The sequence below is a fragment of the Streptomyces sp. NPDC059371 genome, assembly GCF_042751995.1.
Classification (GTDB): domain Bacteria; phylum Actinomycetota; class Actinomycetes; order Streptomycetales; family Streptomycetaceae; genus Streptomyces.
In genome coordinates this window covers 115,934-132,597 of the sequence record NZ_JBHYXD010000013.1, presented here as the reverse complement: position 1 = coordinate 132,597, position 16,664 = coordinate 115,934, and the positions used below count along the sequence as shown (strand labels likewise).

Below are 16,664 nucleotides of genomic sequence, written 5' to 3'. Positions count from 1 at the left end.
ACGGCCGGTACGGGCGGCGCCCGTACCGGCCCCCGGAAGGGCCCGTCCGACGGGAAGGACCTGAACACATGACCGGCACGACCGCTTCCGACACGACCGCCTCCGGTCCGCGCACGGATCCGGAGTCGCTCCGGCAGCGCGCGCTGGACGCGCTCACCACCGCCCGCGACCGCACCGCCCTGCTCACCTCCTGTGTGGAGGACCCAGATCTCACCGCGCAGCACTCGCCGTTGATGTCCCCGCTCGTCTGGGACCTCGCGCACATCGGCAACCAGGAGGAACTGTGGCTGCTGCGGGCGGTCGCGGGGCGTGAGGCGATGCGGCCCGAGATCGACGGGATCTACGACGCGTTCGAGCACTCACGCGCCGAACGCCCCTCGCTGCCGCTGCTGCCGCCCGCCGAGGCCCGTACGTACGCGGCCGAGGTGCGCGGCCGGGCGCTGGACGTCCTGGAGAACGCCGCGTTCGAGGGCACCCGGCTGACCCGGTCCGGATTCGCGTTCGGCATGATCGCGCAGCACGAACAGCAGCACGACGAGACCATGCTGATCACCCATCAGCTCCGCAGAGGACCCGCCGCCCTCACGGCGCCGGACCCCGCGCCCGCCCCGCCGTTCACCGGTCCCGCCGAAGTCCTGGTGCCCGGGGGCCCGTTCGTGATGGGCACCTCCACCGAACCGTGGGCGCTCGACAACGAGCGGCCCGCGCACCGGCGCACGGTGCCGTCGTTCTTCATCGACACCACTCCGGTCACGAACGCCGCGTACCAGGCATTCATCGAGGACGTCGGTTACGGCGACGAGCGCTGGTGGACCCCGGCCGGCTGGGACCACATCCGCGCCCATGACATCGAGGCGCCGCTGTTCTGGCGGCGCGAGGGCGGACAGTGGCTGCGGCGCCGCTTCGGGGTGACCGAGGTCGTACCGCCCGAGGAGCCGGTGCTGCACGTGAGTTGGTACGAGGCCGACGCGTACGCGCGCTGGGCGGGGCGGCGGCTGCCCACCGAGGCCGAGTGGGAGAAGGCGGCCCGCCACGACCCGGTGTCCGGCCGCTCCACCCGCTACCCGTGGGGCGACGAGGACCCCTCGCCGGTCCACGCCAACCTGGGCCAGCGGCATCTGCGCCCGGCCCCGGCGGGAAGCTACCCGGCGGGCGCCTCGCCGCTCGGCGTACGGCAGTTGATCGGCGATGTGTGGGAGTGGACGTCGAGCGATCTGGAGCCCTACCCCGGGTTCGTCGCGTTCCCCTACCGGGAGTACTCGGAGGTGTTCTTCGGTCCGGAGTACAAGGTGCTGCGCGGCGGTTCGTTCGCGGTGGACCAGGTGGCCTGCCGGGGCACGTTCCGCAACTGGGACTATCCGATCCGGCGGCAGATCTTCTCCGGGTTCCGCACGGCCCGCGACGGGGACGCCTGATGTGCCGTCATCTGGCTTATCTGGGAGGCGAGGAGAGGCTCGGCGCGCTCCTCGTGACACCGGAGCACAGCCTGTTCCGGCAGTCGTGGGCGCCCCGGCGCCAGCGGCACGGGACCGTCAACGCCGATGGGTGCGGGGTGGGTTGGTACGCCGAGGGAGACCCGGTGCCGGCCCGCTACCGGCGCACGGGGCCGATCTGGGGCGACCAGTCGTTCGCGGACCTGGCCCGGGTGATCGGGACACGGGCGCTGCTCGCCGCGGTGCGGGACGCGACCGTGGCGGGCGCGGACGGGGAGGCCGCGGCGGCGCCGTTCGCCGCGGGCCCCTGGCTGTTCAGCCACAACGGCGCCGTCCTCGGCTGGCCCGGCAGCCTCGCCCCCCTCGTTTCGGGCCTGCCTCCGGCCGAGTTGCTGTCACTGGAGGCCCGGTGCGACTCGGCGTTCGTGTGGGCCCTGGTCCTGCACCGGCTGCGCGCCGGTGACGAGGAGGGCCAAGCGCTGGCCGACACCGTCCTGGAGGTCGCCGAGGCGGCCCCCGGATCGCGGCTCAACCTGCTGCTCACCAACGGCGAGACGATCACCGCGACCGCCTGGGGCGACACCCTCTGGTACCTGACCGAGCCCGGCCGCCGCACTGTCGTGGCCTCCGAGCCCTACGACGACGACCCGCTGTGGCGGGAGGTCCCCGACCGCACCCTTCTCACCGCGAACCGCACCGAGGTACTGCTCACCCCGCTCAAGGACATGAGCGACGACATGGCACCCGCACAGCACAAGGAGCCCCGTACGTGAGTCCGTTCCTGCTGACACGCACCCTTCCCGAGGACGCCACGGACGCGGCACTGCGCGCCGATGTCCTGCTCGGCCTCGGACACCTGCCCAAGACCCTGCCGCCGAAGTGGTTCTACGACGCCCACGGCAGCGCGCTGTTCGAGAAGATCACCGAACTCCCCGAGTACTACCCGACGCGCGCGGAACGCGAGATCCTGCTGGCGCGGGCCGCCGAGATCGCCGCGGCGAGCGGTGCGCGCACGCTCGTCGAGCTGGGTTCGGGTTCTTCGGAGAAGACCCGCCATCTGCTGGACGCGATGCCGGACCTGCACACGTACGTGCCCGTGGACGTCAGCGAGAGCGCGCTCACCCAGGCCGGTCTCGCGCTGATCTCCGAGCGGCCCGGCCTGAACGTCCACGCGATGATCGCCGACTTCACCGGCGGTCTCGCGCTCCCGGACACCCCCGGGCCGCGGCTCGTGGCCTTCCTCGGCGGCACGATCGGCAATCTGCTGCCCGCCGAGCGCGCGACGTTCCTGGCGTCCGTACGGTCCCTGCTGTCGCCCGGCGACACCCTGCTGCTCGGCACCGACCTGGTCAAGGACACGTCGGTGCTCGTCACCGCCTACGACGACGCGGCCGGGGTCACGGCCGCGTTCAACAAGAACGTGCTGAGCGTCGTCAACCGCGAACTCGGCGCCGACTTCGACCTCGGCGCCTTCGAGCACGTGGCGCTCTGGGACCCCGAGAACGAGTGGATCGAGATGCGGCTGCGGTCGCGCGCCACCCAGACCGTGAAGGTCCCGGCCCTGGATCTGGCGGTCCACCTCGCGGAAGGCGAGGAGATCCGCACCGAGATCTCGGCGAAGTTCCGCGAGGACGGCGTCCGCGCTGAACTGGCCGCGGCGGGCTTCGGCCTGTCCCACTGGTGGACGGACGCGGAGGGCCGGTTCGCGCTGTCGCTGAGCGAGGCGGTGGAGAACTCAGCGTAGGGCCGCACCTTCCCGGAACGGGGCTGAGGCTGAGAGCCGGGGCGTGGGCCGGGACCACCGCCCCGGCCCACGCCCCGCCTCCTGGTCACGCACCGGACGCCCATACCAACCTGACCAGCCTGACCAGGCCCGACGGAATCGCTGTCCAGGTCATGATCGGTATGCTCGCGCCCGGAACGACGTCAACGGTGAGCGAGAAGACAGTGTTCGACTACGAGAAGGACGGCGCGGCCATCTACCGCGAGTCCTTTGCCACCATCCGCGCGGAAGCGGACCTCGCGGCTCTGCCCGCCGACGTCAGCCAGGTGGCGGTCCGGATGATCCACGCCTGCGGCATGGTGGACCTGGTCGACGATCTCGCGTACACACCCCAGGTCGTGGCCCGCGCCCGCGAAGCCCTGCGTTCGGGCGCACCCATCCTCTGTGACGTCTCCATGGTCGCGAGCGGCATCACGCGCAAGCGCCTGCCCGCGGACAACGAGGTGATCTGCACGCTGTCGGACCCGTCGGTGCCGGCCCTGGCGGCGAAACTGGGCACCACGCGCAGCGCGGCCGCCCTGGAACTGTGGCGCGACCGCCTGGACGGCGCCGTGGTGGCCGTCGGCAACGCCCCCACGGCCCTCTTCCGCCTCCTGGAACTGATGGAGGAGGGCGCACCTCGCCCGGCCGCGGTGATCGGCGTCCCGGTCGGCTTCGTAGGCGCAGCGGAATCAAAGACGGCCCTGACCGAACACCCCTCCGCCCTGGACCACTTGATCGTCCGGGGCCGCCGAGGCGGCAGCGCGATGGCGGCGGCCGCGATCAACGCGATAGCGAGCGATCAGGAGTAACCGGGAGGGCCCCACGCGCCGCCGAGGTCACCTTGCGGCACTGGCCTTGGCGCGGTGGTTGATTGAAAGCGCGTGACGCCATTGACCAGAGGTTGCTCTCCTGCTGAACAGATGGCCTTGATCACTCTTCCCCGATGCGTCGCGTTTTCGTAGGGTTCGAATCATCTGAGACTGACGCTGGGGGGCGAGTGGCTGTTCGTGTGGCTGGGGGTCGTGTCGTGCGTGTGATCCGCGGCGTGGGCTCGTTCTGTTCCAGCCGCGTCTCCGCGGAAGGCGGAGCTGTTGAACTCGTTGTCGTCATGCCTGTATGAACAGATCCCGCTCAGGGCGGTGCTCTTCTCGATCCTCGGAGGTGGCGAGTCGGCTGCGGTCAGGTCGGGGGTCCTGTGTCAGCGCTCGGTCGGGGTCGTGCCCTGGCGTAGCCGTGCCGTGATCCAGGCGGCGGCTGCCTCCGGGTCCGCCACGGTCGGGACCCCGGACGGCACCGGTGGTCTGCGGATCACGACCACCGGCAGGCCCGCCTCCCGGGCCGCTGTCAGTTTCGGGGCCGTGGCCTCGCCTCCGCTGTCCTTCGTCACCAGTACGTCGATGGCGTGATGCCGGAGCAGTTGCCGTTCTCCCTCAAGCGTGAACGGGCCTCGGTCCAGCAGCACCTCCATGCGGGGTGGGGCCGGGGCCTGCGGCGCGTCCACGGAGCGTACGAGGAACCACGGGTCCTCCAGAGCCGCGAAGGCCGCCAGACCCAGTCGGCCCGTCGTGAGGAACACCCTGCGGCCCAGTGAGGGCAGGAGTCCGGCGGCCTCCTCCAGGGAACCTGCCTCGTGCCAGACGTCGCCCTCCACCGGAACCCAGCCGGGGCGCCTCAGGGCGAGCAGGGGAACGCCCGTGGTGGCCGCGGCCGATGCCGCGTTGGAGCTGATCGTTCCGGCGAAGGGGTGCGTGGCGTCCACGACGGCGTCCACCGCGTGGTCGCCCAGCCATCGCGCCAGGCCTTCCGCACCGCCGAACCCGCCCACACGCACCTCGCCGGGCGGCAGCCGGGGCGCGCCCACCCGTCCGGCCAGCGAGCTCGTCACCCTGAGGTCCGCCCGCGTCCCCGCCGCCAGGCTCTCGGCGAGACGACGGGCCTCGGTCGTACCACCCAGGATCAGTACGTGCACGATGTCCGGTTCCTTCCGAAGAGTGTGGCGCGGGCGGAGAGGCCGGGCCGTCGCCGCGCCACACTCAAACACACCCGTCTCACCCCGACACATCGGCCGGCGGCCAGGCCCGGCAGCGGCCCGTGCGGCTCGTGCCGGCACCAGCGGTCGCGCCGGCACCGGCCCTCACGCCGGCACCATCCCTCCCGCCGGTCCAGGCCTGAACCCTCCTCCGGCCGCCCCCACGTCACCCTCCACACCCCCGCCGTCTCGCGGAGCGCCACCCGGTGGGGCACCGTGGAATCACGCCTGGCACTCACGCCACGGCGGAGAGGAGCAGTCGCATGTCCGAGCACACCTACCGGGTCACCGAGATCGTCGGGACCTCTCACGAAGGCGTCGACCAGGCCATTCGCAATGGGGTCACCCGGGCCTCGCAGACCCTGCGCAACCTCGACTGGTTCGAGGTCACCCAGGTCAGGGGGCAGATCGAGAACGGGCGGATCGAGCACTACCAGGTCGGGCTGAAGCTCGGTTTCCGGCTGGAGGACGCCGACTGACCCGACCCGCGCCCCCACGGGTCCACCCCGGCCGCCGGTAAATCCCCTCAGCTCCGCCCGCGGGGAAGCTCTCGGAATCTCCCGCCCGCCCGGGAATCCTCCCGGGCCTCGCCCGCCGGGATGCCCTCAGGTCCGCCCCTCCCGCTCCTGCGCGTCCTTCAGTGCCGCCGACGCGGCCGCCCACCGTGCCCGTACGACCGTGAAGCCGGCCCGCTCCGCCTCCTCACACACGAATTCGTCGTCGTCGACGAGGACGCGGATCTCCCGGTCACGGGCCAGCCGGCGAAGGATCTCCAGCTTGGTGCGGCGGGCGGGCCTGCGGTCGTCGTTGCGCCGCATCCAGATGCGCCCCTCGGGCAGGCCGTGCTCGGCCAGCCATTCCACCGACGCCCGCCGGCATCGCTCGGGGCGGCCGGTCAGATAGACCACCTCGCACTCCCGCGCGCTGCTCAGCGCCAGCGCGACGCCCTCCGCGAGCGGCGGATCCTCGGACGCCGCCGCGAAGAACGCGTCCCAGTCCCGCGGCGCGCGCTCCAGGAACCGCTGCCGGTGCGCGGTGTCCGCGAGCGTGCCGTCCAGATCGAACACGGCGAGGGGTCTGCTGTTCTGTTCCTTCACGCGGACCAGCCTAGACAGCGGCTCCGACAACGGCCGGACCACAACCCCGTGCCCCGGGACCGCGAAGAGACGTGAAGCACGCTCAACTTCTGTCTCTTCAGGCCCTGTTCACATCACGGGCAGGCCTCTACCGTAATGCCTCGCACAGCATGTCGCACGGCATTCGGTATGTCGAACAGGGCGTCGGTCAAGGGGAGGGACACCCCAACTGCCGCCCCTCCACCGAGGAGACCGGCATGAACGACAGGCCCCTTCAGCCCTCCCGGCGGGTCGCGCTGGGCGCGATGGCCGGCCTCGGCGCCGTCTTCGCCCTCGGCGCCCCGTCCGCCCGCGCCGCGGCCTCGACCGCCTATGTGATGGGCTACTTCACCGAGTCCCCGAACGGCGACGGAGCGGACTACGGCCTGCATCTGGCCGTCAGCCCCGACTCGCTCCAGTGGACACCGCTGAACCAGAACAAGCCCGTCGTGACGCCGACCGGCGGCACCGGCGGCCTGCGCGATCCGTTCATCCTGCGCAGACAGGACGGCACGTTCGCGGTGCTCGCCACCGACCTCAAGGGCACCGACTGGAGTCTGCAGAGCCAGTACATCCATGTCTGGGACTCCGCCGATCTGCGGTCCTTCAGCGGCTACCGGCGCCTGAGACTGCACGACATGGCCACCCACAGCTGGGCACCCGAGGCCTATTGGGACGCGGGACGGGGGCAGTACGGGATCATCTACTCAGCGGTCGATTCCAGTGGCCACAACGTCATCATGGTCAACTACACGACCGACTTCGTGACGGCGTCGGCCGCACAGGTCTTCTTCGACCCCGGCTATGACGTGATCGACGGGGATCTGGCCGTGGGCGTCGGCGGGGTGAACTACCTCTATTTCAAGAAGGACCAGACGCTGGTGGGCGCCAGGTCCGCGTCCCTGAACCCCGGCAGCTTCACCGTGTTCAGCACACCGGTCGCCCACGGCGGCACAGAGGCACCGATCCTCATCAAGTCCCGGTCGACGGGAACTTGGTACCTCTGGGGAGACACGTACACGCCCAACGGTGTGTTCTACGCCTGGCAGTCGGCCGATCTCGCGAGCGGCACCTGGACGGCGGTCGACCAGCGGCTGTACACCCAGCCGCTGAACTCCAAGCACGCGAGCATCCAGCCGATCACCACGACGGAGTACGCCAACCTCCTCGCCACGTGGGGCGCCCCCGCCTGGAATCGGCTCAAGTCCTACAACTATCCGACGCGTTACGTCCGGCACTCCAACTACGTCGGCCGGATCGACGAGTACCCGTTCGACCCGTACGCGGACGCGCAGTGGACGCTGGTGCCCGGACTCGCCGACACGGCCGGCGTCTCGTTCCGGTCGGTCAGCCACCCGACGCGCTACCTGCGGCACAGCAATTACCAGACGGCACTCGACGTCGACGACGGGACCACGACGTTCGCGCAGGACGCCACCTTCCACCGGACGGCGGGCCTGGCCGACACGTCGTGGTCATCCTTCCGCTCCTCCAACTACCCGGACCGTTACCTCAGGCACGCGAACTTTGTGCTGCGCATCGATCCGATCTCCACCGCCACCGACAAGGCCGACGCCACCTTCTCGGTCGGTTCTTGACGTCCCTTCGTCCCCTGGAGACACCCCCGATGTCCCCTCTCCGCAGACTTCTCGCCGGTGCGGCCGCGGCAGCCGCCGCGCTCGGCGGACTCACCGCGGCCGCGTCCCCCGTCGCGGCCGCCGACTCCGGCACCTTCAGCGTGCTCAGCTACAACGTCGCCGGGCTGCCCGAAGGCATCTCCAGCGCGCCGACACCCCGCCAGAGCGCGACCACGGCGATCGGCGGACTCATCGCCCCCTACGACATCGTCCACGTCGAGGAGGACTTCAACTATCACGCGGCCCTGTACGCGGCGGACACGGCGCACGCCTACCGCACCCCCACCAGTGGCGGGGCGGGCATCGGCAGCGGCCTCAACACCCTTTCGAAGATCTCGTACGACACCGACGACTTCGAACGGGTCGGCTGGAACTCCTGCCAGCTCGACTCCGGCGACTGCCTCACGCCCAAGGGCTTCACCTTCATGCGCGAACGCCTCGCCGACGGCGTCTACGTCGACTTCTACAACGTGCACACGAACGCGGGCACCAGTGACGGCGACCTCGCCTCCCGAGCCGACAACCTCAATCAGCTCACCGCGTTCATCAACAGCCGTTCCGCGGGCAACGCCGTCGTCGTCATGGGCGACACGAACACCCGCTACACCCGGTCCGGTGACACCATCGCGGAGTTCGCCGCCGCCAACGGACTGTCGGACGCCTGGGTACAGCTCGTCCGCGGCGGCACCGCGCCGGCCAAGGGAAGCGACGCCCTCGTCTGCGACCAGAGCGGCACCACCGTCCCCGACACCTGCGAGGTCGTCGACAAGATCCTCTACCGCGGCAGCAAGTCGGTCGCACTCAACGCGACGGGCTACCACAACGAGCACACACGCTTCCTGACCTCCGACGGCCTCATGCTCTCCGACCACGACCCGATCACCGCGTCGTTCACCTGGTCCCGCACCAGCGGCTTCCAGCTCAGCGACCAGTTCGGCGGGCCGCACGGCGACCACTTCAACGACATCGTCCGGGTGCCGGCCGGCGCCCGCGCGTCCGTGGTGTCCATCGGCAGCGGCTCACGGGTCGACCGGCTGGTGCTGACCCTGAGCGACGGCACCACGTTGACGCACGGCGGCACCGGCGGCACCGCCGCCTCGCTGACGCTCGGCAGCGGCGAGTACGTCACCTCAACGCAGCTCTGCAAGGGTGTGAAGGACGGTCATACCCGCATCTTCTACGCGAAGTTCACCACGAACCTCGGCCGGAGCCTGGCCGGCGGCACGACGACATCGGACTGCGTGACCCGCACCGCGCCGAGCGGCCGGCAGATCGCCGGCTTCCACGGCCGCTCGGGTGACGAGGTCGACAAGATCGGCTTCATCTACACCCAGCGCTGACCGGGCCGCAGGCGCCTGACCCGTTCCCGCCAGGTTCCCTGAACCCGGCGGAAACGGGTCAGGAAGCGTCCGACAGCCACGGCCTGACCTTCTTGCGTGCCTCGTGCAGACGGGACTTGAGTGTGCCGAGCGGAACGCCGACGCGCTCGGCGGCCTCCGCGTACTCGAGCTGACAGATGTCCCGGTAGACCAACGGCGCCACCAGATGCGGGTGTTCACGCTCCAGCGCCTCCAGCAGGTCGATCCTGGAACCCGCGATGACACTCGTCGTCCGCGGATCGACGTACCATGCGGCATCGACGGCCTCCGGCCGCTCGGCGGCCCGCCGCTTCAGCTCGCGGTACTTCTGCCGGGCGCAGTTGGCGACCACCGTGTACAGCCAGGTACTGAACCGGCTGCGCCCCTCGAACGCCGTTATCCTGCGTGCGACTTGGAGCAGGACGTCCTGGGCCGCCTCCTCGGCGTCCTCACGGCAGGGGAGAAAGCGCGCGCACCGGCGGACGACCTCGGGCCGGACCTGCCGCAGCAGGACGTCGAGTGCCGCCCGGTCCCCGGCCGCCGCCCGCCGCGCGAGTTCCTCGGTCTCCGCCGCGTCGCCCACCTGGCGCTCCCCTCGATGCCGACCAGAGGCCAGGCATGATAGTCGTATGCACTCGCTGGAGCGGATCGGCCGTTACCGCCTCGAACGGCGCCTGGGCGCGGGCGGTTTCGGCGTGGTCTGGCTCGCCCACGACGACGTTCTCGACGCGGCCGTCGCGGTCAAGGTGCTCACCGAGAACTGGGTCGACCGCCTGGACATCAGGGAACGCTTCCTCTCCGAGGCCCGGCTGCTGCGCAAGGCCGACTCCAACAGGGTCGTCCAGGTCTACGACATCGGTGAACTCCCCGACGGCAGACCCTACTTCGTCATGGAGTACGCCGACGGGGGCACCCTCGCCGACCGGATCGAGGCCGGACCGCTGCCCGTCGCCGAGGCGCTGCGCCTGACGGCACGGGCGGCGCGGGCCGCCGCCGCGCTGCACGCGGCCGGGATCGTGCACCGTGACATCAAGCCGTCCAACGTGCTCCTGCGCACCACACCCGCCGGGGCCGACCGGGTGCTGCTGGCCGACCTCGGGCTCGCCAAGAGTCTGGCCCAGGCCTCCGGACTCACCATCGCGGCGGGCTCGGCCGGATACGCCCCGCCTGAGCAGGCCCGGCCCGGATCCGGGATCGACGCGCGGGCCGACGTGTACAGCCTGGGCGCACTCGGCCACCACCTCGTCACCGGTTCGGTTCCGGGTCCGCCGGGCAAGGTCGAACGCCCCGACCGGCTCCGTACGGACATCGGCCCGGACGTCGGACGGGCGCTGCTGCGCGCCATGGAACCCGACCGGGAGCGGCGCTGGCCGAGCGCCGAGGCCTTCGCCTCGGAGCTCGAGCGGCTGGCCGGGGAGGCCGCGGACGAAGGTGTCCCCGCGTCCCGGCGGAACCGGCGGCCCCGGCGGCCCGTGCGACCTCGGCGCACCGCGATCCTCGCGGTGACCGGCGTCGCCGTGGCCTGCACCGTCGGCGTCGGCGCCGTACTGCTGGAGCACAGGCCCGCCGCGGGAACCCTCGCGGTCGAGGACGGCACGGGCCGGATCACGGTGGAGGTACCGGCCGCCTGGGGCGGGCAGGTGCGCGACTCGGGGTGGAATCCGCGGTCGCTGGGACTCGAGGGCGGCACGGAGCCCGGCCTCGTCGTCGCGAACCGCCTGGCTCGCTGGCCGGACCTCCGGGCCGGTGTCGACGGGGCCTTCGTCGGACTGAGCGAACACGGTGACGTGACCGGCGCGGTCCGCGCCATCACGCACCCGGGATGCCACTACACCGGAAGCCACGCCTATGCCGGCGCGCGCTGGCACGGGCTGATACGAACCTGGGACGGCTGTCCCGGCGAGGACGACCGCCTCACCGAGGCCGCGCTGACCGCGACGGGGACCGGCACCCGGCCCCAGGTGTACGTCCAGATCCGCCAGGAGAGCGGCGACGACGACACGGCCGACGGTGTCATCGGCTCCGTACGCCTCAAGGCCTGATGCTGGGCGGGCGGTCCCGCCGGAACCCGTCGGCGATCCCGCGAACTTTTCGGTCCACGGGCGCATCCAAGAGGAATGACGGGGCGCGACGCGCCTCGCGCATGTGCCATGAGCTCGTACGGAGATTCGCAAGGAGTGGTGACATGTCGACCTTCCCGCAACCGGCGGCGGACACGGACCGGACCGGCACGGGGTCCGCGCACCGCGCGACACCCGGGGCCCGGCGGGCCGCGCTGCTCGCGGGTGTCGCCCTGCTGAGCCTGCTGACCGCCTGCGGCAACGGCACCCCGCAGGGCTCGCCGAAGACCCTTCCCGGCACGGCCGGACCGGCGTCCGGCGGCACGAGCACGAGCACGAGCACGACGGCGGGTTCCAGCGAGGCGGCCGACCCGGCCGCCAGCGCCCCGTCGGGGAAGACGGGAACCGGGACAGGCACAGGGACGGGGAGCGGGTCCGCCTCGGCCTCCGCGGGGAGCGCCGCGGGCGGCGGGCGCTGCCACACCTCGGAGCTGCGCGCCTCCGTCGGCCGCAACGACCCCGGAGCGGGCCAGGAGAACTTCCCGATCGTCCTGACGAACACGTCCAAGCGCGCCTGCACCGTGCGCGGCTACCCCGGCGCGGCCTTCGTCGACGCGTCCGGCAAGCAGCTCGGGCCCGACCCGCGGCGGTCCTCGGGCACGCCCACGACGATCGTGCTGGCCCCCGGGCACAGCGCGTGGTCCGGACTGACCTTCTCCAACCCGGAGATCAGCGGGGCGAACACGGCGACTCCCACCGCGCTGATCGTCACACCGCCGGACGAGCGGGACCCGCTGACCGTGACGTGGACCCAGGGCAAGGTGCCGGTGTCCGGCAACGCGTCCTCGGTCTTCCTGACGGTCGTCCGTCCCGGGAGCGCCCCCTGACCGTACGCCCGGCCGTCGCCGCGCCGGACAGGGGCGTCCCGCTGCCCACCAACCGCCCCTCGGGCAGCGGGATTTGTCACAGAACGGCAACGTGTCCCGCTTCCTGCGACCCTTTCCGGAATTTCGCGCATCCCACCGTTTGACGCACCCCGCGAGAGGCGCGTCGTTCTGACGAAGGCACCGGCCCCGGACCCGGGCCGGTGCCAAGAACATCGGGGGATGAGCGATGAGCGGTGTCTCACGCAGGCGGCTGCTGGCCGCGACGGCGTCGGCGGGCGCGCTGGGAGCCCTGTCGGCCTGCTCGGCGAGGGACTGGTCCGTGGGAAGCGGGGGCGACGGCCCGGCGCGGCTCCGGCCGGTCAAGCTGATCGGCGACGGGTCCACGGCGGACACCGGAGCCCAGCCCCGGCAGCCGAAGGCGAAGCGGCTGAAGCCCGGCGAACGGCCCCCTCAGTTCGTCGTCTTCTCCTGGGACGGCGCGGGCGAACTGAGCAACAGGCTGTTCTCCCGGTTCCGCAAGGTCGCCGCCGACCACGGGGCGTCGATGACGTTCTTCCTCAGCGGCATCTACACCCTTCCGGAGTCGAAGAAGCACCTGTACCACCCGCCGCAGCACCCCGTCGGCGCCTCCGCCATCGGCTATCTCTCCGACCGGCACATCCACGCGACCCTCCAGCAGATACGCGCGGCCTGGCTGGAGGGGCACGAGATCGGCACCCACTTCAACGGTCACTTCTGCGGCACGGACGGGGTCCGCCGCTGGTCGCCCGCCGAGTGGCGCAGCGAGATAGCGCAGGCGAAGAAGTTCGTCACCGAGTGGCGGACCAACACCGGCTTCACCGACCTGGAACCGCTCCCGTTCGACTACGAGAAGGAGCTGACCGGCGGCCGCACTCCCTGTCTGGAGGGTCAGGCGAATCTGCTGCCGACCGCCGCCGCGCTGGGCTGGAAGTACGACGCCAGTTCGCCCGGCGGACTCCAGATGTGGCCCGCCAAGGTGCGGGACGGCAAGATCTGGGACTTTCCGCTCCAGTCCATCCCGTTTCCCGGCCACTCCTTCCAAGTCCTGTCGATGGACTACAACCTGATGGCCAATCAGTCCGGTGCCAATCCGCTCGGGGACCGCACCCGGTACGACGCCTGGCGCGTCCAGGCCCGCGACAGCTACCTCGGCGGCTTCCGGCGCGCCTACGAGAGCAACAGGGCCCCGCTCTTCATCGGCAACCACTTCGAGCGCTGGAACGGCGGCATCTACATGGACGCCGTCGAGGAGGCACTCTCCCGGATGGCGGCCCACGACGACGTCCGCATGGTCTCCTTCCGTCAGCTCGTCACCTGGCTGGAGGCCCAGGATCCCGCGGCCCTGCGGAAGTTGCGCACACTCGACCCGGGGCAGTCGCCGCTCGGCGGCTGGGACGAGTTCCTGGGAACGGCCGGTTCGACGGGCTCGGCCACCGCTTCCTCCGGCACCGCGACATCCTGACGAACGGCCTTGGGACGGGGACCGCCGGAGCCCGTCGCGCCCGGGAGACCGCCGGAACCCGTCGCGTCACCGGCGGCTTCCCTGGCCCCCTCCGCCGAGCGATCCATAGCCGCCGGAACCGAAGCCAGAGCCAGAGCCAGAGTCCGTACCGTAACCGCCGTCCCGGGGCGAGCCGTTGAGCCCGTCTTCCGGGCAGAAGCCGGACACCGAGGCGCAGGAGGTGTCGGACGGCTCCGCGGACGGCGTGGCGTGGCCGGGAGCCGCGGTCGTGGCGGTGGGCGTCCGGGTGCCGGCGGATGCCGTCGGGGACGCGGGCGGCTTCCCTGTGGCGGAGCCCTTCGCGTCACCGTCCGTGGAGTCCCAGTTGACGACCTCCAGTTGGAGCGAGGGCGACGAGGTGTCGAACGTCCAGTGCTGGATCGGCTCGTTCTCGCGGAGTTTGAGGACGAGTGCCGACTCCCCCTCGGCCGACGCCGGGACGAGCGCCAGATCCGGGTTCCAGCGCGGCACGAGCAGGCCCTGGAGGGTGAGGTCGTAGCGGACGTTCTTCGCCCCGGGCTGCGACGAGTCCGTACAGGGGGCCAGTTGGACGGAGTAGCTCAGGTGCGAGTCCAGGCAGAGACCGGGGTGGACCGCGTCGCGCAGGAGCCCGTCCGACCCGTACGACCATTCCGTCGCCGACTCCGAGGAGCACGGGATGAGCCGGGCCTCGGCACCGCTCGCCGGTGCCGTCCCGGGGAAGCCGACGCACCGGCCCGTCGCGGCGTTGCGCAGCCGGCCGCGCACGGTGCCGTCCTTCTTCTCCCCGGTCCGGGCCCACGACGGGTCGGTGCTGCGGCTCGGCGCGTCGGCGGAGCGGCCGCCGTCGGCCGTGTCGTGACGGTCGTCGGCATCGTTGTCGGACACCCACAGGACCAGCGGGACCATGATCAGCGCGCTGAGGGTCAGCACGGCGACGGTGACATTGCGGCGTCCCGGCGAGCGCCTGGCCCCCCTGCGCTCGGCGGCTCTGCGAGAGGCCCGGGTTCCGGCACCCAGCGCGGAGCCGGAGGAATCGGTACCGGCACCCGCCGCGGAGCCGGAAGAGCCGGTACCGGCGCCCGCCACGGAGCCGGAGGAGCGAGTTCCGCCGCCTCCCGCGGAGCCGGCGGAGCGGGTCCCGGCACCGGACCGGGATGCGCCCCGGCGACGGGAGGGCCGGTCGTCCCGACGGCTGGAGGACCGGTCGCCCTGGCGGCGGAGGGGCCGCTCGTCCCCGACGGGAGCGGAGGCACCCTGTCCGGACCGCGAGGCCGGCCCCGGCGCGGCCGCTTCGGGGCCAGTGGGCGGGGTGCCGGCGAACTGATGGGCGTCCGGCGGGGTGCGCGGGGGAAGGCCCGGGGGACGTACGCCGTCGGCGTCGGGCAGGAACTCGACGATGGGGGCGCTCCCGATGGCCGGGCCGCCGTCGGCACCCGGCGCTCCCCCGGCGTGGGCCGCGCCTGCGTCGGCGGCAGGGGCAGCGTCGCCGACGGCCCGGTCACCGTGCGGGTCCTGGGCCGCGTCCGCGGTCGCGGCGGCCCGCGCCTGCCGGGAGGCCACATAGGCGTGCGCGCCCCAGCCGAGCACCGCCTCGGCGAGCGGGACGGCGAGTTCGCCGTTGAACTGGCTCAACTGGTCGGCCGCGTAACGGCAGTGGCCGCACGCGTCCATGTGGCTGCGCAGGTCGGGATCGAGGACCGCACCGCCGCGCCGGAAGGAGACGTCGAGCATGCGGTGGTAGCGGCGGCACTCCTGGCTGGGGGCGAGTTCGTGGTGGATCTCCAGACAGCCCTGACGCAGACGCTCCCTGGCCCGCTCCAGTTCGGTGACCGCGTCCTCGGGGAAGATGCCCAACAGGGCCGCGGGGACCTCCGGTTGCTCGGCTTCCACCTCCCCGTGCCACAGCAGGCAGCGGGCCGGCTCGGGCAGCCGCTGGAACGCCCGGGAGATCAGGCGCCTGTTCTCCGGGGGAAGCAGCCGTGCCGCCGCCCGGTCCGCGCGGTCCGCTTCGGCCAGGAGCCCGGGATCGAGCAGTTCGCGTCGCGGGTCCGTCAGCCACTCGGCGGCTATGCGGCGGACGGTGACGAGCAACTGGGGGCGCCAGGCGGCGCTCGGTCCGCCCTGGTGCAGCGAATCCCCGAACAGACGCGTGAATGACGCTGTGGTGAGCATTCCGGCGGGACGTACACCGCCGGTGCACAGCCGCGCGTAAGAGAACACCGCCTCCCAGTGGCGGTCCAGGAGTTCCCCTACCGGATAGTTCGCGGTTGCGCCACCCTGCCTCTTCAGCTCGGCAGCGAGCCGTTCATCCGACACCTCGAACACACGGTCGGGGTCAGACGAATGAGACAGCGTTCCGTCATTCACGTCCGCTTTCCTTCCAAAGGCAGCGCGGCAAATAGTCCATACCAATGGGTATGTCGGCCGCCCGTCGTAACCGGAGGGCCTGCCCATGGGGGCCGGCGTCGCGAACGACCACCTCCGGCAGCACTTTCGGGCGAGAGGGAGCGGGCGCGCCGCACGCGTGCAGAACGAAGCCACTATTGTCTGCACGCCGACAACGCCCACCTTTGCACAGGGCGGCGAGCCGGAACAAGCGATCCCGGATTTTCTCCTAATACCGCCCGGCCGAGAATATTGACCAAATGTCAGCCGGGCTCCGCCAAAAGAAATTCGGAAACCCCGCGGGTCTCCCTTCCGTCCGAAGTCTCCGCAATGGGAGCGCTCTCACGCGCTCATCCGAGCGTCATTCCGCACGTAATTCCTGGTCGGCATGACCGCCAACCGTGACAAGCGCAGCGACGACGTCTCCTCGTTCGTCAACGAAGGCGGCGGCGCCGCGGTCGGCAACGAGCAGCTGGCCAAGGGCTGTCTCT

Annotated in this window: 14 protein-coding genes; 10 read left to right on the top strand and 4 right to left on the bottom strand. The window is 71.5% G+C overall.

Features of this window, described 5'->3' with window-relative positions; translation table 11 throughout:
- Positions 1–68 precede the first annotated feature (68 nt).
- From egtB to ACFXGX_RS10750, 4 genes are all read left to right on the top strand, one after another.
- Entirely contained in the window at positions 69–1,415 is a 1,347-nt protein-coding gene (gene egtB / locus ACFXGX_RS10765) for an ergothioneine biosynthesis protein EgtB (protein ID WP_384787883.1), read from the top strand.
- Entirely contained in the window at positions 1,415–2,206 is a 792-nt protein-coding gene (gene egtC / locus ACFXGX_RS10760; RefSeq protein WP_384787824.1) for an ergothioneine biosynthesis protein EgtC, read from the top strand. The genes egtB and egtC overlap by 1 nt, the downstream gene beginning before the upstream one ends.
- Positions 2,203–3,177, top strand: coding sequence for an L-histidine N(alpha)-methyltransferase (egtD, locus tag ACFXGX_RS10755; RefSeq protein ID WP_384787821.1), 975 nt, complete (start codon positions 2,203–2,205; stop codon positions 3,175–3,177). Before egtC ends, egtD begins: the two co-directional genes overlap by 4 nt.
- A gap of 161 nt (positions 3,178–3,338) precedes the next feature.
- Positions 3,339–4,007: a precorrin-8X methylmutase gene (locus tag ACFXGX_RS10750; protein ID WP_384787880.1), complete on the top strand. Its 669-nt coding sequence runs from the start codon at positions 3,339–3,341 to the stop codon at positions 4,005–4,007.
- A 389-nt stretch (positions 4,008–4,396) separates the two neighbouring features.
- Here the strand turns inward: ACFXGX_RS10750 and ACFXGX_RS10745 are convergent, their stop codons facing one another.
- Positions 4,397–5,167: a cobalt-precorrin-6A reductase gene (locus ACFXGX_RS10745; RefSeq protein WP_384787817.1), complete on the bottom strand. Its 771-nt coding sequence runs from the start codon at positions 5,165–5,167 to the stop codon at positions 4,397–4,399.
- Between the two features lie 323 nt (positions 5,168–5,490).
- On the opposite strand from ACFXGX_RS10745, the gene ACFXGX_RS10740 reads away from it, so the two are divergent.
- Positions 5,491–5,706 carry a dodecin gene (locus ACFXGX_RS10740; protein ID WP_103547697.1) on the top strand — a complete coding sequence of 72 codons (216 nt, stop codon included), beginning with the start codon at positions 5,491–5,493 and terminating at the stop codon, positions 5,704–5,706.
- A gap of 126 nt (positions 5,707–5,832) precedes the next feature.
- Here the strand turns inward: ACFXGX_RS10740 and ACFXGX_RS10735 are convergent, their stop codons facing one another.
- Entirely contained in the window at positions 5,833–6,324 is a 492-nt protein-coding gene (locus ACFXGX_RS10735) for a hypothetical protein (protein WP_384787814.1), read from the bottom strand.
- A gap of 236 nt (positions 6,325–6,560) precedes the next feature.
- Between ACFXGX_RS10735 and ACFXGX_RS10730 the strand changes: the two genes are divergently transcribed.
- A complete protein-coding gene (locus tag ACFXGX_RS10730) occupies positions 6,561–7,940 on the top strand; it encodes a glycoside hydrolase family 43 protein (protein ID WP_384787811.1) in 1,380 nt (459 codons plus the stop codon).
- Between the two features lie 29 nt (positions 7,941–7,969).
- Positions 7,970–9,319 (top strand): jacalin-like lectin, encoded by a 1,350-nt coding sequence (locus tag ACFXGX_RS10725; protein ID WP_384787808.1) that lies wholly within the window; start codon positions 7,970–7,972, stop codon positions 9,317–9,319.
- Between the two features lie 58 nt (positions 9,320–9,377).
- Here the strand turns inward: ACFXGX_RS10725 and ACFXGX_RS10720 are convergent, their stop codons facing one another.
- Complete coding sequence (locus tag ACFXGX_RS10720) at positions 9,378–9,920, bottom strand: RNA polymerase sigma factor (protein WP_384787805.1); 543 nt, start codon at positions 9,918–9,920, stop codon at positions 9,378–9,380.
- 46 nt (positions 9,921–9,966) lie between these two features.
- On the opposite strand from ACFXGX_RS10720, the gene ACFXGX_RS10715 reads away from it, so the two are divergent.
- The 3 genes from ACFXGX_RS10715 (at position 9,967) to ACFXGX_RS10705 (ending at position 13,767) form a co-directional block, all read left to right on the top strand.
- Complete coding sequence (locus tag ACFXGX_RS10715) at positions 9,967–11,379, top strand: serine/threonine-protein kinase (protein WP_384787802.1); 1,413 nt, start codon at positions 9,967–9,969, stop codon at positions 11,377–11,379.
- Between the two features lie 143 nt (positions 11,380–11,522).
- On the top strand, positions 11,523–12,284 hold the full coding sequence (locus ACFXGX_RS10710; protein WP_384787799.1) for a DUF4232 domain-containing protein: 762 nt from the start codon (positions 11,523–11,525) through the stop codon (positions 12,282–12,284).
- A gap of 226 nt (positions 12,285–12,510) precedes the next feature.
- Positions 12,511–13,767, top strand: coding sequence for a hypothetical protein (locus ACFXGX_RS10705; RefSeq protein WP_384787796.1), 1,257 nt, complete (start codon positions 12,511–12,513; stop codon positions 13,765–13,767).
- A 66-nt stretch (positions 13,768–13,833) separates the two neighbouring features.
- Here the strand turns inward: ACFXGX_RS10705 and ACFXGX_RS10700 are convergent, their stop codons facing one another.
- Positions 13,834–15,960: a ricin-type beta-trefoil lectin domain protein gene (locus ACFXGX_RS10700; RefSeq protein ID WP_384787793.1), complete on the bottom strand. Its 2,127-nt coding sequence runs from the start codon at positions 15,958–15,960 to the stop codon at positions 13,834–13,836.
- Between the last annotated feature and the right edge of the window lie 704 nt (positions 15,961–16,664).